A 19,634-nucleotide genomic window follows, 5' to 3' on the forward strand; every position below is an offset into this window, starting at 1 on the left:
AGTCAATTTACTAGAAAAGAATATTCCATTTAGGACTTAAATATAAAAAGCCCGAATTAAATTATTAATTCAGGCTTATTTCTTCACAAGGAGTGTTAAGATTATTTCTGAAATCCTCTTAACTTAATTTCGGTTAGTTTTCTTTTAGTGTCCATTGGGAAGTCACCTTTCATCATCCAATCATAATAACCCGATTCCTTTTTCAACACCAATTCTACAGCTTGTCCTTTATGCTTTCCAAAATTAAAAACTTCTACCCCATCATCATTAAAGACAAATCTTCCTGCCAAATCTACCATATTATCGTTGGTGATTTGATGTAAGGTTTGTACATCATTTTCAATTGTACCTATCACCTTTCCCTTTAAATCCTTTAAACTTTCACCTTCATATCTTTTGATCTGTGCATCTAAAACTTCTAAGGTAGCCAAAGTATCAGCCTCCGCAGAGTGCGCATCTACTAAGTCTTTTCCGCAATAAAATTTATAGGCAGCAGTTAAAGTTCTCTTTTCCATCATATGGAATATCTTCTGGGCATCTAATAATTTTCTTTTGGAGATATCAAAATCAACATCTGCCCTAAGGAACTCTTCCACTAAAACGGGTACATCAAATTTTAAAATATTAAAACCTGCTAAATCACAACCATGCAAAAATGCAGATAATTCTTTTGCTACAGATTTGAAAGTAGGTTTATCCTTAACATCCTTATCATAGATACCGTGAATCAAACTAGTTTCAATTGGTATTGGTCTTTCAGGATTAATCCTTTCTGTATTTTTGATGATATCCCCACCTGGCATCACTTTAACGAAAGAATATTCTACTATTCTATCATTTACTACATTGGTTCCGGTTGTTTCCAAGTCAAATATGACCAATGGATTTTTGAGTTTTAAAAACATATTTTATTTAACTAAATTTTGAGCGGTTTCTTTAAGGTCTAAATTTCCGAAATGTCCTGAACTTAAAAATGCAAAAGTGGATACCTTTCCCTTTTGGTTGTCCAGTGCATTTTTCAATTCATTTTCATCATCAAAAAACTTTAAATCAGCATTATTAAAAGCTTCTTTAAGGTCGGATTCATTTAACTTATTATCTCCATCAATTTTCAGGTTTGCAGGATTTATGTAAATAAATGCTACATCAGCATGCTTAAAGGTGTCCTTATATTCCTTTAAGAACTCCTTATCCAAACTGCTGAAAGTGTGTAATTCATAAGCTATACAAATTTTACCATGTTTGAATTGGTGATGTAAAGCATTAACAGAGGCTTTTAGCTTTGAAGGTGCGTGGGCATAATCTTTATAAACCCTCACATCATTATTTTCAGCCAGTAATTCCAATCTGTTTTTGGCTCCTTTAAATGAGGTGATTGCAGCGTAGAATTTATCAGCAGGAACTCCTAAAAGATCACAAACTTCTTGAGCGGCTTTAATATTTTGTAGGTTATGCTTACCAAAAACATTGATTTTTACATTTCCATGATCTTTTGTTTTCAGATAAGTTACACCATCCTTAATCTCAGCATCATGGGCAGCATAAGGAAGTTTACGAACATCCTCTCTTTCTTTTGCACCCACTATATTGGCAAGATTATCTTCTTCGCAATAAATCAATGAACCCGCTTTAGGTGTTTTATCAGCAAACAAATCAAACTGCTTAGTATAATCCTCAAAGGTTGGGAATACATTTTTATGATCCCATTTGATTCCTGAAATCACCCCAATATGATGGTCATATTTCAAAAACTTAGGCTGAGGGTCTAATTTTGAAGCCAAATATTCATCTCCTTCTATGATGATGATGGCTGCATCAGAAATTTGAACTGTCAAATCAAAGCCTTCAATTTCTGCACCTACTAAATAATCAAAACTCTTTCCTGCCGATTTTAAAACATGCATTATCATAGCCGTGATGGAGCTTTTACCATGGCTACCTCCTACTACTATTCTTTGCTTATTGGCTGAAACTTCTCTGATAAATTCAGGAAAAGAAAAAATTTGCAGACCTAATTCCTGGGCTTTTTTCAATTCAGGATTGTCTTCTTTGGCATGCATCCCTAAAATAACTGCATCCAAATCCTTATGAAGCTGATCGATTTTCCATCCAATGGATGGATTTAATCCGGCAGTTTTTAATTTTCCAGCTGCAGGCTCATAAATTTCATCATCAGAACCTGTAACTTTAATATTTCTTTTGTGAAGGGCTAAAGCGAGATTATGCATCACGCTGCCCCCTATTGCTATAAAATGTACTTGTTTAATTTGATTTAAATCCATTGGGTTTGTATTAGATTATCCAAAAATAGAATAAAGTTTATGCCGTGGCAAATTATCTCATGTTTTTAGATGTTGATAAGCTGTGGATAAGTTGTCGGAAACTTGGTCGGTTTTCGCTAAAGATAAAGAAAATAATAATTTAGCTTTGTTAGCTTTTGAAAATACAAATTAAGTAGGGGAACATATGGAATCAAAGAAATCATCCGCATTGAGAATAGGTAATAAAAACAAAAAGCTTGATATAAGCGAGAATATGGGGAAAATGCCCCCTCAAGCGGTTGAATTGGAAGAGGTCGTATTAGGTGCCTTAATGCTGGAAAAAGACGCATTAACCAATGTTATTGATATCCTAAAGCCCGAAAGTTTCTATAGAGAAGCCCACGAAGAAATTTATAAAGCCATCGTTCAACTTTTCAACAATTCGGAACCTGTTGATTTAATGACGGTTACGAATCAGCTACGAAAAAACGGAAAATTAGATCTGATTGGTGGTGCTTATTATATTACTTCCCTAACCTCAAGAGTAAACTCAGCAGCCAATATTGAATATCATGCTAGGATAATTGCAGAGCAAGCCATCAAAAGGCAGTTAATTAAAATTTCTCGCGAAATTCAAGAGGATGCATATGAAGACACTACCGATGTTTTCGATTTGTTGGACAAAACCGAGCAGGAATTATTTGATGTCACCAACTCCAACATCAAAAAGAATTATGCGGATATGTCTTCTTTAATGAAGCAAGCATTTGTGGAATTAGAAGAAAGAAGAAATCATACCGATGGATTAACAGGTGTCCCTACAGGATTCTCCGCGCTTGACCGAGTTACTTCAGGCTGGCAGAAATCAGATATGGTGATTATAGCGGCTAGGCCAGGTATGGGGAAAACTGCATTTATAGTTTCAGCGCTAAGAAATGCCGCTGTGGACTTTAAACAACCTGTTGCCATCTTCTCTTTAGAGATGTCTTCTGTGCAGTTGGTCAACAGATTAATTTCATCAGAAGCTGAATTAGATTCTGAAAAAATTAAAAAAGGTGATTTAAAAGATTACGAATGGCAACAGTTGGTGCATAAAACGGCCGCTTTAACAGAAGCTCCGATTTTCATAGATGACACCCCTGCCCTATCCATTTTGGAATTAAGAGCGAAATGTAGAAGGCTGAAACAGCAACATGATATTCAACTTATTGTAATTGACTATTTACAGTTGATGTCTGGTGATACTTCCAAATCAGGTGGCGGAGGTGGAAACCGTGAGCAGGAAATTGCCTCTATTTCCCGATCATTAAAGAATATCGCCAAGGAGTTGAATGTACCGGTAATCGCGCTTTCTCAGTTAAGCCGTGCGGTAGAAACCCGTGGTGGAGATAAAAGACCACAACTTTCCGATTTGAGGGAATCAGGATCTATTGAGCAAGATGCGGATATGGTAATGTTCTTGTATAGACCAGAATATTACGGCATTACAGAAGATGAAAACGGAATGCCAACTTCCAATGTAGGTGAAGTGATTATTGCCAAACACAGAAATGGTTCTTTGGAGACTGTGCCGTTGAAATTTATCGGTCGATTTACTAAATTTTCAGATCTTGATGCACCAGGAAGTGATAGCGGTGTTCCGGGTTATGGAACAACTTTCCCTTCTCAAGCAGGCGTTCCTTCTGATTTTGATGATGCGCCTAGTGCAGTTACTTTGCCTAGTAAAGCAACAGGAAAAGACAATCCTCAGGATTCAGATGAAGCTCCGTTTTAATATAATGCTTTTTACCCTGATTTTAAACCACTAACAATTTTTATTAGTAATTCGTATATTTATATCATGAGTAGAGAAGAAGTAAAGACAGCGATTAACGAAATGTTAGAAAATATTCCTGAGGAAGCTTTGCAGGATGTGTTTGATTATTTGAAGTCTGTACAAGACAAATCATTAGCATCAATCACATTATCAAAAAACCTTAGAACTATCTTGAAGGACGAACCAAGAGCTTTTAGAAAGATTGGCAAAATGATTTCCGAAAAAGAAGCTATTGAAATTCATTCCATATTAATTGACAGATTTGGTGGCTCAAATGGTATAAGAGATAAAGAATTATTGAACTCTGCTTTAAATCGTCCATACCAAACATTTGACGGTAAAGAATTATACCCAGAAGTAATTGATAAAGCTGCTGCAATCCTAGAAAGTATTGTTAAAAACCATCCTTTTTCAGATGGTTACAAAAGGGTTGGCTCAAAAAACACTCAAGGTAACATTTGCTTAATGCTTATAGCAAATAATGATGCAAGAAGAAACGATTTCTAAAAAACCAAAAGAAGAAAAAGACAAATATGAAAGCACTGATTATAGCAGACAATAATCAATTAAAATTTATAGATAAAGAAACTCCACAGCCCAAGGGAAATGAAGTTTTGGTCAAAATCAATGCGGTGGCGCTAAACCACAGAGACCAATTTATAAGAGAAGGGAAATATCCAGGAATCAGACCTGGAACTATTTTAGGCTCAGATGCTTGCGGTACAGTAATAGAAACTGGAGCGCAAGTAGATGTGGTTTGGATAGATAAAGAAGTCCTCATCAATCCAAATGTAGGTTGGGGCGATAATCCAAAAGTTCAATCATCTAACTATCACATTTTAGGAACACCATCCGATGGATTATTTTGTGAATATGTGGCAATTGATGCTAAAAAAATAGCTGAAAAACCAGCTCATTTAAGGTCCAGAGGCCGGGGCAGCACTTCCATTAGGTGGAATGACCGCATACAGAGCACTATTTCATCATGGGAAATGTGAAAAATCAGAAAACGTATTGATTTCTGGAGTTGGAGGTGGTGTAGCTCAATTTGCCTTTCAGTTTGCTCTGGCAAAAGGTGCCAATGTATATGTAACCTCCAGCGATGAAACAAAAAGAACCAAGTCCATTGAATTGGGAGCAAAGGATGCCTTTGATTATAAGGACGCAGATTGGGTGAAAAAAGCAAAAGAAGCATCAGGAGGTTTTGATTTAGTGATTGATAGCGCTGCTGGTGATAGCATAAACAACCTTATTAAACTAATGAAACCCGCAGGAAGAATTGTCTTTTATGGAGCGACTCAAGGCAAGCCCCAAAACCTGGATGTGCACCGCATGTTCTGGAACCAAATTACCCTTCAAGGCAGCACCATGGCGAATGATGATGAATTTAAAGCCATGATTGCCTATGTAAAGAAAAATAGAATTGAGCCTATTATAGATTCTGTTCGCCCATTTGATGAAATTGTGGATGCATTTGATAAAATGAAGGATGGGAAGCAGTTTGGGAAGTTGGTGGCTAGAATGTGATTTCATCAAATTGAAATTAAATTTAAATGTACTACTATTGAATAAAATACCTAAATAAACTAGATTATTTTGCTCGTAGTTTCACCGCCAACAATGGAAAAAAGAAAAACACCCCTATCATGGAAAATATTAATCCACCTATGGTGCCAACGGCTAAAGAAAACCAGAATACCTCATTTTGCCCGCTCATCACAAAAGGGATCAAACCAAAACAAGTGGAGAAAATGGTCAGTAAGATGGGGGCTGCTTTAGTGCTTACTGATTTAAGAAAAGCTCTACTATTCTGTACTTTTCTATTTCTAAAATCATATAAAATGTAAATCCCTGCATTTACCGTTAAGCCACCTAACATCACGAAAGCGGCATAACCACCTTGGTCAAAATAAAACTCGAACCAACCAAAAGTGAGGAATAAACCAATAAAAGAGAGCGGAATCAAAAGCAAAATATAGAATGGTAACTTAAAGCTTTCAAATAAAATACTGCAAATAAAAAATATGGCGACTATCAATAATAGCAATAAAGAATATTGCTTTTTGGCATCATCCGAGCCCCAGCTAAAAGATTGCTTTTCTGCGCTATACCCTAAAGGCTTTGTTTGGTCATAAGTTGTTAACACCTCATCCAGATATTTACTACCAAAGCGGGAAGAGCCATAATATTCAAAGCTCAAAACCCTTATATAACTTCTATTTTTCTTATAGATCGCATTGACGGTATTTTCCAACTTCAATTTGCTTAAATTGCCTGTAGGAATTCTTTTTCCAGCATAATCCAAGCTGTATTGTTCTAAAGCAAATTTATTGAAGTTATCGGCCTGAGCTGAAGCTAAAACAACCGGAAATTGCTCTCCACCAATGGGCAAATAAGCAGTTGCTCCATTAGCCGGGGCATGCATTCGAATGGCATTGGTGAAATCCGAGAGACTGATATTGTGAAAAGCCAGTTCCTTTAAATCCGGTCGGATGATGTATTCCTTACTTTTCTGGTCACGCCAGCTCATCCTTTCATTGGTATTCACTTCTTGAATTCGAGGATGTTCCAACAACATCTCAGCCAATTTATCGGCCTGATTCTCCAGCTCAAAATAATTATAGCCTTTTAAAGCCACCCTGAAAGATGGAATTTGATCACCAGAGCCAGTAGAAAAGCCCTGCCCTACTCCATAGACGCTCCAATTAACCCCACTCCAATTCGTACTTCTGGAAGAAAGTCTGGCTTTAAGTTGATAGGGAAAAGCTGATTTTTCATATTCTTCTTTAAAAATGATTTCAATACTCCCGTATTGCCCGGAATAAATTTGGGTAGTGAAAATATCTATTCCTTCTTGCTTGAGTAGAAAATTCTCAAAATCCTGCATAATAGTATTCATCTGCTCCAGCGTATTGCCATAAGGTAATTTTCCATTGATATAAAGCCGTGTTTTTTCATTTTGCCTGTAGCTGGAGCGCTCATAGACATTGCGGACAAAAAGTCGCAAACTACCCCCCAGCCATTTATCGGAAATCGGTCGGATATCATCCTGATAAATATCAGAACCAATGACTTTATTGTACCATTCGTGATCCTCCCATTTTGCTGGGAGCATAAAAACAGGCAAACCAAAAGCCAGTAAAAGCAAAATGAAAAAGGTCTTTCGGTATTTGGCCGACCAATGAATGGCATTGGAATATCGGTTAAACCAGCGCACTTTTCTGCGCAATTGCTTCATGGAATTACCCTTTCTGAATTGATTTTGAGCGGTAAACAGCAATGTATAAAGTGATGGAGTAAAAAATAAAGCAACCAATAAAGATACGCCCAATAACAAAGCCACTACTTTGGAAAAATCCACCAGATTCATTTTCTGTTCTTCCGGCAAAAGGAAAACCAATAATAAAGCAGCAATAGTCGTTAAAGAAGCCGCCAAAAGTGCCAAGAACAGATGTCTGTTTTTGTATTTATGGATATGGTCGATCATCACAATGGCATTATCGACTATTAAGCCAAAGGAAATGGTCAAACCTGCCAGTGAATAGAGGTGAATTTCAATATCCAAGGCCCAAACGCCAATGATGGATAAGGAAACATTAACCAAGATCCCAGCAAAAAGCACCAATAAATAGCGCCAATTTCGGTTGATCAGAAATATGAAAAGAATAAGAATGCTTATGGAGAGAATGGAGCGCTCGTAGAGTTTATCCAGTTCTTTTTCCAGATATTCGGTATCATCGTAAACTAAACGGAGCGCCACGCCTTCCGCCAAATTATCTTCGATTTGATTTAATCGAGATTTTACTTCTCTGGCTAAATTGATGCGGTTTACTCCCTTCCGAGCCTCCACTACAAGCGTTACAAAGTTTTTGCCATTGATTCTGTAGTACCTATTGGCTTCCTGCTCCTCTAAATTAATATTCGTCAAATCTTTCAGCCTATAACTCTTACCTGATTCTTTTAGGTTAATTTTCAATTCGCCTATTTGCTGAATATCATCAAACCTTTGATCTAGCACCAAAACATATTTTTCATTGCCCGCACTTTGTGCCAAACCGGGATAACGCAACTGACCGCTTTGTTGTAAAACCCTTCTTAAATCGCTGGGATTTAATCCATAGGCTTCCAGTTTATCGGGATGAAAATTGATACTGATTTGTAAATTATTGGCACCATAAACGGGCAAAGCTTCAATGCCTGCAATATTTTGCAAAGGCTTTACAATGGATTCCTGCGCAATTTCTTTAATTCTATAGGATGCGAAAGGCCCTCGAACCGTATATCGTAAAATGGTTTTGCTTTCTTCATCCTCCTCATCTCCCCCACTGCTTTGCAAAATGGGATAGCTCACTTTCTCATCCAATTGCGGATAAACCTGCCGAATTAAAGTGGCCACTTCAAAACGTTTATAGGCTAAATCTGCATTTTTAGAGAATCTAAGAGTGATATTTCCACTTCCATAGCGAGATTGGGAATTAAGCTCATCTAAATCCCTCAGCTGAGAAAGAATATTTTCCAATGGAGCGGTAGCAAGTTTCTCCACCTGCGTAGGGTCTGCATTTCGCACTCTAAATTGCAGACTGATCTCAGGCGTCTGATAAGTAGGGTTCAGGTTGACTGACAGTTTTGGAATAAGCGCCAATCCCATTAAACTGACGACTAAAAACGCAATTATAATTCGAAATGGGGTCATGCGGTAAAGATAGGAAATATTGGGGGATGAGGAAGAATAAAACTATATTTTTAGGTTGGTTATTGAAAATCCACCTCCCATTTTTCTGAAATTTTAAAACTACCTCATCCAAAAAATAAAGTGAATCAGATTATAATATTATTTGAAGAATTTATAATTAAGAATATGTTATCAACCTAGACAATAGGAATAAAATGTTTATAGTTCTTTCAATGCTTTCTTCAATGCTAATGGCAAATTATAAACCCCATAATAATGGTAAATAATCTTATTTTGATCATTATCGACCAGATAGATTGCAGGTTCAGAGATAAGCTTTCCTATCTGGAATTTTGCGAGTTCTCTTGAACGAACGGATGAAATAAAACTCCAATTGAAATTGGTTTCCTCTTTGAAGGAAGTCAATTCGTTTTCCGGTTCACTGAACATGCAAACAAACTGCACATTTTTATATTCATTTTTCAAACTATTCAGACTTTCAATCTGCCCCCTATCGATTAAGTCTTTTCTCCCAGTAAAATAAATAAGAGAATATTTCTTATCCGTATCGTCAGAAGATATTTTTTGGTCATCTAAAGTTTTATAAGAAAATGATTCAATAAATTTAATTTTATTTGGGTTGTAAGCTTTATAAATCACATAGAGTAGTTCTTTTGATTTACCCGCTGAGTTCTCAGCACTAATTTTAAAATCATAGGCTCCAACATCTTCAACATTGAACTCATAATGATTTTGTTTCTTTACCAGATCAATCTCCGATGGAGCATTTTTTAAATTAATATTACCACCAAAATTTAGACCCCCGGCAGGAAACAGCCAATATTTGCCTTCCACCAAAAAAACCTTAACATTTCTATCATTGTGATTAAAGGAAGAATGATGAAAATCCATGGAATACAAACCCATTACACTCTTATACTCAGATTCATCAAAATCCTTTACCTGAACAGATTGACTAAAAGAATAAAAACTAAATTTGATAATGCATAAAAGAACTAAAATACTAAAATTCATAATTCGGGTAATTCAAACTTTACAAAATTTCCATTTTCATCATCGGCTAAGGCATAGATTAAGCCTTCTTTTTCATTCACATGAGAATACCTTATAGGTACATCTAATTCCAGTTTTGCAATATGTTCTCCCTCCCATGAAATTACGTGGATTTCTTGAGCGTATTGAGTAGCATTAGGGTCACTATTTGCAAATTCCCCAATATAACTGGCATAAATGTAATCTTCAGTTGTTTGAGTCCATCTATAGGCTAAAAATTCATCCTTATTATCCCTGTAAGAAATTTTATCCGGGCCTTGAACTATGATAGTTTCTCCTGTCTCCCCGTCCACTATCTGAATAATATCATAACTAAAATAAGAAGCGACAAATCTATTTTGTGAGGGATGTTTGTTATTGATATAATAATATTGTTGAAATTTATCAAATAAAATGATAGGATCTTTATTATCAAACCATTTGCCTAACGTATCTAAGACTTTATTCTGATTAAATGTCACTAATAAATCATCCGTTTGATCCAACTGCCTTGTAATAAAAGTGCTGTCATTTAGGGGTTGAAAGAAAACTACTGACAAATCTTGAGGGTGATTAATGATAGCGGGTTTGTAAGCATCATTTTTCAAGGCTTTGTTTACTTCAAACTCTTTCAGATTAAGACTAACATAATCCGGAATAATAATTCTATTAGAATTCTTTTTCCAATAAAATGGGCCGGGCGAGCCAACTTGAAAAGGTGCATCACCAATATTTCCAAATTTACCGATTATCTTATTAGTTTTTAAGTCGTAAACATGAAACAAGGTATCGATTGCATATCCATCTAATATAATTAAAGTATCACTTGAAATATCAAATTGATATCCCTTACCGTAAAAATGGGGATTCAAGCTTATAATTTCACTTTTAAGCTTAGTTTTTATCGACCCACCTTGTTCATTTAGATTAGGGTTAGAGCATCCAAAGACTGCAAAATATATAAATATGATAAATAAATATTTCCTATTATAAACCATTGTATAGACCATTAAATATGCTGTACCAATAGACCATAACCTGCTAGTGGTTTAATGATACAGCAATAAAACATATTTATCCCTCTAATTCTTTTACTGGATCAGAGCTGGTAGAACATAAAGTAACTTGTTTGTGATTAAACAGATTTCCATTACACAATCTGCAAAAATACCCATCCCATTGATAACAAGTGCCACCCGTTTGTGCATATGATTTACTATAATCTGCACTGCTCACTGCTATTAAGGATAGCAGTGACAATCCGAAATAAAATACTTTCTTTTTCATAATAAATAAGTTTTAGTGTTTAAAATAAATTAAAAATCAAACTCAGCTATTACTAAATCATGGAAACAAACCTTCCTTGAACTACCAAAGGCCTAATAAGGTGGGACAAGTCAAATTTCTTCACTCTGTATGTTTTCCTCAAAACAGCTTGTGCTAGCGGGGGCTGTTCTGAATCAGTCACTACATTTTATAGTTTTACTGAGTTGATATTACAATGGTAATCATAAAAAGAAAAAAAAAACCAAACTTATTACATTAATTTTTTAGTTAAACTATTAATTTATTAAGAAGTTTATATTGACATTAAAATATTACAACTATAGTTCTATAAAATCATAAACACCTTATATTCATTAATTTACAAGTTAATAAGGTGACTTCTAGAAATATAAAGACCTTCTTTTCCTATAAAAATATTGTTTGGGATGTCAATAATTATCAAATATGACTTCATTCATTACATCCATAATCGCAAAGATTCTAATTATTAATAGAATAATGAAATGACTTAAACTCAAGCAAAATTTTTACTAGTTTTAATCTAATTTCTTTTGATATTAAACTACCAAAGTAGTAGTTTTATGTTTGAACCAAAATTAATATGTCAAAAAAAATATTTTTGCTCTTTATATCTATTGTTTACTGGGCTTGTAATAGCGGAGAAAAAATAGATGAAAAAACCGCAACTGAGAACATTAAAAACACGCCACCCAATACGATGGTGAAGGTGGATACAGCTGTTACAGCTCCCTTCTATTTATTGATTGAAAGCTCCGGAAAGGTAAAAGCCCATAAGGATGTACAAGTTTTAGCTGAAACTTCCGGTACTATTCAACATGCCAATGTCAAATCAGGACAGAAAGTTAAAGAGGGTGAAGTTTTGGTTCGCTTAAATCCTGAGGAAGCACAACTGCAATTGCAGTCTGCGGAAATCAACTATGAAAAAGCCAAACTTGAATTTGAAAATAGTTTAATAGGCTTTCCGAAATTATTGGCTCAGGAAAATCCTGAAAAAGATAGTCTTTATCAGAAACTGAAAATAGGGAGCGGTTTGCAAGAAAGCAATATTCAGCTGAAAGAAGCCAAAATAGCATTGCAAAAAACCATGATTCGAGCGCCTTTCTCAGGTACTTTATATGATGTAAAAGCTTTTAGAGGAAAACATATTAATTCAGGAGATGAATTATTTTCCGAGTTTAACCATCGCCTTCTGGTAGAAGTCAATTTATTGGAATCTGAAGCCTTAAACCTAAAAGAAGGCATGCCAGCCGAGATTCGCAACCCAGCTATGGACAGTAATTTTCAAGGGGAGGTTTTCAGTGTAAATCCCAATGTAGATGAAAACGGATTAGTGCAAACTCATATACTAATCAAAGGCGAACACGCCCTTTGGCCTGGCATGAACGTGGAAGTGGAAATCAAAATTCCAAAAGGGGAAAGATTGCAAGTGCCCAAAAGTAGTTTGGTATTACGATCAGGCAAACCTGTAGTTTTTTCCATAGAAAAAGATCTAGCCAAATGGAATTATGTGGAATTCGGATATGATAATGGCAAAATGGTGGAAATCACAGATGGCTTGAAAGCCGGAATGCTAGTGATTACCAATAACAATTTGCAATTGGCGCATGATGCCCCTATCAGTATTCAAAATTCGGATAACTAATGACCCGCTATTTCATCCAAAGGCCCATAGCTGTCATCATGACCTTTGTTGCGCTCATTGGATTGAGCGTATTGGCCTGGTTGAACCGACCTGTTTCCCTCCTACCGGATATCGATGTACCAGAAATGGCCATTCGAGTGGATTATGCCAATGCCTCACCCGAAGCCATAGAAAACAATATTCTCAAACCCATGCGAGAATCTTTGGCTACTATGCAAGGATTGTCTAATTTACAATCTACCGCTTCTAACGAAAATGGATTGTTGCGCTTGCGATTTAACTATGGACAAAGAATGGATTTGGCTTTTGTGGAAGTCAATGAGAAAATTGATAGGCTAACTGACCAATTTCCTGAAGATATGTCACGCCCGAGAGTGATAAGAGTGAATTATACTGATATTCCGATTGCAAAAATTCAGTTGATTCCCAAGGATGCTTCCAATATTGTGGAAAGCTCTCGATTGGCAGAAAATGTAATTAAAAAGCGAATCGAGCAAATAGAAGGCATTTCACTAGTCGATTTAAATGGGACCGTGGATGAACAAATCAAAATCATCCCAGACTTAAAAGCCTTAGAAAGAGCAGGACTTGAAATTGAAGCCATTTCTAAAGCGATTCAATCTGCCAATCAGGAATTAGGCGGAGTGGAAGTAAAAGATGGACAATATCAATATTATATGCGCATGGCGGGAAGGTTGAATAATGCAGAAGACATTGCGCAAATTCCTGTTAAAATTAATGAAGAAAAGTATATTCCGATTCATGATTTGGCAGAAGTAAAAACTGCTGAGGAAAAAGTGAGCGGTTTTCATTTTTTCAATCAGAATAGAGGCATAGTGATGAATATCCATAAGCAACCGCAAGCGGTGATGACTGAACTGATGCCTGAAATTGAAAAATCCATAGCACAATTTAAAAAAGATTACCCGACTTTGGATATCGCTATTACGCAGGATCAATCCATTTTCCTGAAAGCAGGAATTAACAATTTGCAAGGCAGTTTGCTTTTCGGTGGACTCTTTGCTTTTGCAGTGCTCTTCCTTTTTATGGGTTCTTTCCGTTTGCCCGTCATTATGGGAATTAGTTTGCCCCTATCGCTTATTTTATCTTTTCTTTTCTTTGAAATATTTGATTTAAGCATCAATATCATTTCTTTAAGTGGTTTGGCTTTAGGTTTAGGAATGTTGATAGACAATGCCATTATCGTTCTGGAAAACATCAGCCGAAAACGCATGGAAGGCCTTAATTTGATGGATGCTTGTGTGGCTGGAGTAACTGAAGTGCAGGGAGCTTTAATCAGTTCGGTTTTGACTACCTTGGCTGTATTTGTCCCTTTAATTTTCTTAAATGGCGTAAGTGGAGTGCTATTTTTCGACCAAGCCGTTTCGGTAGGCATTATTTTGTCAGTTTCTTTAGGGGTTTCTTTTGTACTGCTCCCCCTACTCTATCGTCTTTTCTTTGAAAAGAAAAAAGATTTTAAAAAAGAGGATAGTCGGTTTTTCAAAAGTATAGTGAGAGGTTTTGAAAAATCACATCATTGGTCCTTTAGGAATAAAGGCTTAAGCCTTTTCTTGATTATTATGATCATCCCTTTAGGCTTATGGGCTTTCTGGAATATGGAACAAAAAGGTTTGCCCAAAATCACCAGAACTGATGCAGTGGTCAAAATCAATTGGAATGAACCGATAGATGTTATAGAAAATGCAAATCGAATTCAGGAATTATTAGAAAATTTGAATTCGCAACTTCAATTTAGCGAAACCGATGCAGGTATTCCACAATATCTATTGAGTTTAGAAAATGCAGAGTTGCAAGAAAGCTTGATTTATCTGCAATTTAAAAATGAAGAAGCTATAGGAGAACAATTGAATTTTCTGGAGAATCTAGTGAGACAATCTTATCCAAAAGCTTCTTATGAAAAAGAAAATGCAAAAAATGCTTTTGATATGTTGTTTGCCAGCGAAGAGCCTTATTTCAGAGTGCAATGGCAAGACCCTAATTTGAAAAATGCTAGTCCAGCAGCTATAAAGCCAGTATTAGAATCATTTCCTGCTGAAAATTTTCAAGTAGCAACCATCTTTGGAGGAAGAAAGCAGCATGATTTTAACCATCAAGCAGCAAGAATTATTACGATATGGGATTAGTCCTTCTCAAATTATCAGTCAACTGGAAAGAGTATTAGGTAATTATAAGATTTCCGAATTAAAGCAATTTGCCATCATCACACCTATAGTTTTAGAAACCGACCAAAAAGCTTTTGCCGAATTGTTGAAAACGGCCAAAGTGCGAAACAGTGAAGGTAAAAGTTATGCTTTGCGAAATTTTGTAGAATATGAATGGGGCAATAGATTGAAAAAAATATCGGCTGATGTATCAGGTTCTTACTTCTCCATCAACCTAACAGAAGATGTAGTTCAGCCTAATTCTGAGGAATTGATTTCGGATATTGATCAGTGGGCAAATCAAAACAGTCTGATTCAGAAAATATCAGGAAGATATTTTTCAGACCAAGAAAATCTAAAAGAATTGGTCTTTATTCTGTTTATATCTGTAGTATTATTGTATTTCATCCTTTCCGCACAGTTTGAAAGCTTTTGGCAACCCTTAATTGTGATTTTCACCCTTCCATTCGGGATTATGGGCGCTATGATTGTGCTTTGGATTGGTGGAAGCAGTATCAATATCATGTCAGCAATTGGAATGGTCGTCATGCTGGGAATCATGGTAAATGATGCCATTTTAAAAGTGGATACCATGAACCGTAATTTAAAAGCCTTGGAAAAGAAAGATAAAGAAAGTGTTTATGAAGCCGTTTTTTCCGCTGGAAAAATCAGATTAAAGCCTATTCTGATGACTTCCATTACTACCCTTTTGGCATTAAGTCCAGTCTTGCTCTCTGGTGGCTTGGGAGCAGAATTGCAGAAGCCATTAGTATTAGCTGTAATGGGTGGTTTGACTATAGGGACTTTTACGGCTTTGTATTTTGTGCCTTTGGTATATTTTCAAGTGCAGAAGTTTTGAGGTTTTCAAGTGTTTAAGTGTTGATGAATTGGATACTGGAAAGTAGCAATTAGGTCAGTACCGAAGGTCAGACCGGGAATTACTATGAAAAGTCAGAAGCCTAAAGTTGGGAGTAGGAAATCAGCATAGTTAAGCTAGAGAAAAATAAATGAGTCTTTTGTTATTGAATGTGTATGAACAAAAGACTCATTAATTTTATACTTTAAAACTTATACTTTCCTTCATCAATAAGCTTTTGCGCCACTCTCCTTCTTACTTCCTTCAAGTTGAAAGATTCGATTTTAGTAAAACGTTTTAATGCCATTTGCATCATTTTTAATTCATCACCTTCTGAAAAAGACCATAAGGATTCTTCAGCTGAATTTTTGACTTCTTTTACGGCATCCAGCATAAATAATTGACAGATATCAATCTGAACAGCACTAGCTTCTTCACCTAGTGTATCTTGAATCCTTTTGGTTTTCACAATCACTGATTCTAGCATATAAATCTGAATCAACATATCGGCTACATTCATCAAAATCTCTTGCTCATCCTTTAATTTCATCATTAGCTTTTGGGCTGCTGCACCAGCTACTATTAAACTTATTTTCTTAAGATTTTCTAAAACCTCAGTTGCCTTTTCTATGGTGTCGGTATTTTCATTTGGTGTTAATGAAGGAATATTAGTTAATTCTTTCTGAACTGCTGTGGCGGCATTCATTAAATCCAACTCGCCATTCATCGCTTTTTTCAGAAGCATATCCACAATCAACATGCGGTTGATTTCATTGGTACCTTCAAATATTCTACTGATTCTTGAATCACGATACAATCTTGCCATCGGTGCTTCTTCAGAAAAACCCATTCCACCGTAAATCTGCAAGCCTTCATCCACTACAAAATCTTGTGCCTCTGTACCAAAAACTTTAATGATAGCGCATTCAATTCCATAGGCAGTAACTGCTTTTGGTTTAGTCTCTTCTAAAGACATTCCTGATTTCAGGTATTCCTCTTCTTTTTGGTCGATTAGTTCACCAGTTCGGTAAGCAGCCGCTTGAAGTGCATAAGTTTTGACCACCATCTTAGCCAATTTTTGCTGTATAGCGCCAAATGAGCTGATGGATTGTCCAAATTGCTTGCGGTTTACAGCATATTCAACAGCATAATCAATTGCTTTTTTAGAAACGCCTAATCCTCCGATTCCAAGTTTTATCCTGCCCGTACTCAATACATTTAGAGCCATTTTAAAGCCATCCCCTCTTTTGCCTAAAAGATTTTCTTCAGGTACTCTCACATCATTTAAAAATACTTGTCGAGTAGAAGAAGCTCTAATTCCCATTTTATCTTCCTCTTCTCCTAGAGTAAGCCCTTCATAACCTTTTTCCACTATAAATGCGGAAAGATTCTTATCATCTTCAATTTTGGCGAAGACCGTAAACACATCTGCAATACCTGCATTGGTAATCCACATTTTTTGTCCAGTCAGATAATAAGCTTTTTCCGTTTCATTATAAACCGCTTTGGTTTTTCCTGAATTGGCATCAGAACCCGCATCAGGTTCCGTCAAGCAATAGCAACCTTTCGATTTGCCAGAAACCATATCAGGGATATATTGAGCTTTCTGCTTTTCGTTTCCATATAATAAAATTGGAGCGATTCCAATACTGGTTTGTACACCAATAGCTGGTGAAAACTCAGTAGTTTTCGCCATTTCCTCAATTACACGAAGTGTAGTATTAAAACTCACTTCTATCCCACCGTATTTTTCAGAAACACCCAAACCTAAAAGCCCTAAATCACCTGCTTTATGCAGTAACTCAATAGTTTGAGATAAATCCTTTTTCTTCTCTAATTCATCTGCTAGAGGTAACACTTGCTGTTCTACAAAATCTTTGGCAGAAGCTACCATCATATTTTGCTCTTCTGAAAAATCAGATTCTATAAAAATTCTTTCTGGGATCTTATTGATTAAAAATGAACCACCAGTCTGTGAAGGGATTTGCTTTTCTTTAGTTTCCATAGTTTTTATTTAATGTGTAATTGGTTTCTTTCTGAAATTTGAGATTCTAGATGCGGGTAATTTTTAATCAATTCGTCTATAAAAAATTCATAAGGAATATCCTCAAAATGTCCGTATTGATGCAAATACTCCATGAACAAACCTCCATTTTGGTCAAATTGCTGAAAAACAGAATCGCCATCTGGATTAAATTCCAATGGATTTACATTCAATTTTTCACAAAGCTCTTTGTTGAAGACAGGCGTTACTTTAATCCATTTTCCAATGAGATAAATCTCCGCATATCCATGAAAAACCAATACATCGGTTTGCAGTACAGCTTCTAATTTAGCGGTGCCGATGTGGTTTCTGACATTAGCAAAACCCAAGCGGGATGGAACTCCAATCACTCTGCAAGCAGCAGCAAAAAGACAGCTTTTTTCTATACAGTAACCATAGTCTCTTTTCAGCAAACTGCTTGCCTTCATAGCTTCTTTGGAAAAATCTAATCTGTAGGGATCATAGCGAAATCCATCACGAACAGCGTAATATAATCGTTTCACCTTCTCAGTTAAGTCTGTAGCATCCATAATTGCATGCTGTGCAAATTCTTGAACTGAGGGATGATCAGCATTTATAAACTCATTTGATTTTAAATAAATAGCTAGATTTTCGTTCTTCATTTTTGAATATTAGGCATTAATGCCTAACAAATGTAATAAAGAAATTTAATAAATAGGCAATTTTGCCTAATATTTAATTTAGGAACTAAAAATGCTTAATATTGTGGAAGATTTCTATTCAATGAAGACGAAAGAAAAGATATTAGAAACCGCTCGCATATTGTTCAATACTCATGGGATTTCGGCTATTTCCAGCAAATCAATAGCCGAAGAAATGGGAATTAGCTATGGGAATTTATGCTATCATTACCCTAAGAAAGATGATATCATTCTGCAACTCTATCTTAATATGCAAAAGAATGTGGAGCAGCAGTTTAAAAACATCAAAGAGGAAGTCATCAACTTGGAATTTATGTTAAGCAGGTTGAAAATTCTATTTGAGGAAATTTACAAGTACAAATTCATCTATTTAGGCATCACCAAAGTAGTCCGTCATTTCGACCACATCAAGAAACATGCTCAAGACCAATTTGACCAAAGATGGAATATTTTGGATACCATTTCAGGATTCTTGATTGCTAATGGCTATATGAAAGCCTTTAAAGATAACGGTCAAAAAGATATGCTAATTCATGCGCTACTGATGGTAAGCAATTCATGGATTTCCGATGCTGAGGTTTTTTATAAAGGCAAAGACAGTGAGAAAATTGACTATTATATGCAAGTCTTCTTTAATCTGGTAAGACCCACTTTAACAGAAAAGGGTCTGGAAGGATTTAAGACGGTTTATGAGAAAAGTATTTCTTAATATTTTCTAATCAACAAAACACCCAGGACTAAAAATACAACTCCTAAAACACGCTGCCAATTAATTTCCTTAATCGAAAAACCCAACAATCCGAAATGATCTAAAATCAAGGAAATAATCATCTGACCACCTACAATTAATGAAAAGGTTAAAGCAGTTCCTAACTTGGGTGCTATAATAATTACCGAAGCTACATAAAATGCACCTAGAATTCCTGCCGTCCAGAATATTGGAGATACTGATTGAGTAGCTGAAATAGTATTAAAATTAAATTTTATTGCCACCAAATAAATAAAAAGTGCTATTGTACCTATCAAAAAAGAAGCAAAGGCCGCAAAAACAGGCTGCTGAACTGTTTTTCCTATTTGGATATTAAAGCCTGCCTGAATTGGTAAAATTGCCCCTGCTAAAAATACTAAGAGCATGAAGAATACAGTAGATTTTGCCAT

17 protein-coding genes are annotated in these 19,634 nt (G+C 35.8%); 8 read left to right on the forward strand and 9 right to left on the reverse strand.

The genetic code is table 11. The annotated features are described in order from the left end of the window. Positions 1 to 101 precede the first annotated feature (101 nt). Together ABWH96_RS14310 and murC are read right to left on the reverse strand one after the other, a co-directional pair. Positions 102 to 905: an exonuclease domain-containing protein gene (locus ABWH96_RS14310; protein ID WP_375578199.1), complete on the reverse strand. Its 804-nt coding sequence runs from the start codon at positions 903 to 905 to the stop codon at positions 102 to 104. A 3-nt stretch (positions 906 to 908) separates the two neighbouring features. Then, positions 909 to 2,282, reverse strand: coding sequence for a UDP-N-acetylmuramate--L-alanine ligase (gene murC, locus ABWH96_RS14315; RefSeq protein ID WP_375578200.1), 1,374 nt, complete (start codon positions 2,280 to 2,282; stop codon positions 909 to 911). Between the two features lie 184 nt (positions 2,283 to 2,466). Here murC and dnaB point away from each other — a divergent pair, with 184 nt between their 5' ends. The 4 genes from dnaB (at position 2,467) to ABWH96_RS14335 (ending at position 5,604) form a co-directional block, all read left to right on the forward strand. Beyond that, a complete protein-coding gene (dnaB, locus tag ABWH96_RS14320) occupies positions 2,467 to 4,035 on the forward strand; it encodes a replicative DNA helicase (protein WP_375578201.1) in 1,569 nt (522 codons plus the stop codon). 66 nt (positions 4,036 to 4,101) lie between these two features. Beyond that, positions 4,102 to 4,584 carry a type II toxin-antitoxin system death-on-curing family toxin gene (locus tag ABWH96_RS14325; RefSeq protein WP_375578202.1) on the forward strand — a complete coding sequence of 161 codons (483 nt, stop codon included), beginning with the start codon at positions 4,102 to 4,104 and terminating at the stop codon, positions 4,582 to 4,584. Positions 4,585 to 4,610: 26 nt separating this feature from the next. Further along, positions 4,611 to 5,075 (forward strand): alcohol dehydrogenase catalytic domain-containing protein, encoded by a 465-nt coding sequence (locus tag ABWH96_RS14330; RefSeq protein ID WP_375578203.1) that lies wholly within the window; start codon positions 4,611 to 4,613, stop codon positions 5,073 to 5,075. After that, positions 5,035 to 5,604 (forward strand): zinc-binding alcohol dehydrogenase family protein, encoded by a 570-nt coding sequence (locus ABWH96_RS14335; RefSeq protein ID WP_375578204.1) that lies wholly within the window; start codon positions 5,035 to 5,037, stop codon positions 5,602 to 5,604. The genes ABWH96_RS14330 and ABWH96_RS14335 overlap by 41 nt, the downstream gene beginning before the upstream one ends. Positions 5,605 to 5,668: 64 nt before the next feature. On the opposite strand, the gene ABWH96_RS14340 is transcribed toward ABWH96_RS14335, so the two are convergent. The 4 genes from ABWH96_RS14340 to ABWH96_RS14355 all read right to left on the reverse strand — a co-directional run bounded on the left by ABWH96_RS14340 (position 5,669) and on the right by ABWH96_RS14355 (position 11,089). Then, positions 5,669 to 8,770 carry an efflux RND transporter permease subunit gene (locus ABWH96_RS14340; RefSeq protein ID WP_375578205.1) on the reverse strand — a complete coding sequence of 1,034 codons (3,102 nt, stop codon included), beginning with the start codon at positions 8,768 to 8,770 and terminating at the stop codon, positions 5,669 to 5,671. A 198-nt stretch (positions 8,771 to 8,968) separates the two neighbouring features. Next, positions 8,969 to 9,784: a TlpA family protein disulfide reductase gene (locus tag ABWH96_RS14345; protein WP_375578206.1), complete on the reverse strand. Its 816-nt coding sequence runs from the start codon at positions 9,782 to 9,784 to the stop codon at positions 8,969 to 8,971. Next, the gene (locus ABWH96_RS14350) at positions 9,781 to 10,674 is read right to left on the reverse strand and encodes a BF3164 family lipoprotein (protein WP_375578207.1); all 894 of its coding nucleotides are present in this window, start codon (positions 10,672 to 10,674) and stop codon (positions 9,781 to 9,783) included. The genes ABWH96_RS14345 and ABWH96_RS14350 overlap by 4 nt, the downstream gene beginning before the upstream one ends. Before the next feature lie 202 nt (positions 10,675 to 10,876). Continuing rightward, entirely contained in the window at positions 10,877 to 11,089 is a 213-nt protein-coding gene (locus ABWH96_RS14355) for a hypothetical protein (protein WP_375578208.1), read from the reverse strand. Positions 11,090 to 11,690: 601 nt separating this feature from the next. Between ABWH96_RS14355 and ABWH96_RS14360 the strand changes: the two genes are divergently transcribed. From ABWH96_RS14360 to ABWH96_RS14370, 3 genes are read left to right on the forward strand one after another with little or no spacing between them, the layout of a single operon-like run. After that, positions 11,691 to 12,752 carry an efflux RND transporter periplasmic adaptor subunit gene (locus ABWH96_RS14360; RefSeq protein ID WP_375578209.1) on the forward strand — a complete coding sequence of 354 codons (1,062 nt, stop codon included), beginning with the start codon at positions 11,691 to 11,693 and terminating at the stop codon, positions 12,750 to 12,752. After that, positions 12,752 to 14,896, forward strand: a complete 2,145-nt coding sequence (locus ABWH96_RS14365; RefSeq protein WP_375578210.1) for an efflux RND transporter permease subunit — start codon at positions 12,752 to 12,754, stop codon at positions 14,894 to 14,896. Before ABWH96_RS14360 ends, ABWH96_RS14365 begins: the two co-directional genes overlap by 1 nt. Beyond that, positions 14,832 to 15,773 (forward strand): efflux RND transporter permease subunit, encoded by a 942-nt coding sequence (locus ABWH96_RS14370; RefSeq protein ID WP_375578211.1) that lies wholly within the window; start codon positions 14,832 to 14,834, stop codon positions 15,771 to 15,773. The genes ABWH96_RS14365 and ABWH96_RS14370 overlap by 65 nt, the downstream gene beginning before the upstream one ends. 202 nt (positions 15,774 to 15,975) lie before the next feature. Here ABWH96_RS14370 and ABWH96_RS14375 read toward each other — a convergent pair whose 3' ends face one another. Both ABWH96_RS14375 and ABWH96_RS14380 read right to left on the reverse strand, forming a co-directional pair. After that, positions 15,976 to 17,775, reverse strand: a complete 1,800-nt coding sequence (locus tag ABWH96_RS14375; protein ID WP_375578212.1) for an acyl-CoA dehydrogenase family protein — start codon at positions 17,773 to 17,775, stop codon at positions 15,976 to 15,978. Between the two features lie 5 nt (positions 17,776 to 17,780). Next, on the reverse strand, positions 17,781 to 18,437 hold the full coding sequence (locus ABWH96_RS14380; protein WP_375578213.1) for a transglutaminase family protein: 657 nt from the start codon (positions 18,435 to 18,437) through the stop codon (positions 17,781 to 17,783). Positions 18,438 to 18,558: 121 nt separating this feature from the next. On the opposite strand from ABWH96_RS14380, the gene ABWH96_RS14385 reads away from it, so the two are divergent. Next, positions 18,559 to 19,185 carry a TetR/AcrR family transcriptional regulator gene (locus ABWH96_RS14385; protein ID WP_375578214.1) on the forward strand — a complete coding sequence of 209 codons (627 nt, stop codon included), beginning with the start codon at positions 18,559 to 18,561 and terminating at the stop codon, positions 19,183 to 19,185. Here the strand turns inward: ABWH96_RS14385 and ABWH96_RS14390 are convergent. Further along, entirely contained in the window at positions 19,182 to 19,634 is a 453-nt protein-coding gene (locus tag ABWH96_RS14390) for a DMT family transporter (RefSeq protein WP_375578215.1), read from the reverse strand. The two genes, ABWH96_RS14385 and ABWH96_RS14390, sit on opposite strands and share 4 nt — an antisense overlap.

It is taken from the genome of Marivirga tractuosa (assembly GCF_042140215.1).
GTDB classification, from domain to species: domain Bacteria; phylum Bacteroidota; class Bacteroidia; order Cytophagales; family Cyclobacteriaceae; genus Marivirga; species Marivirga tractuosa_A.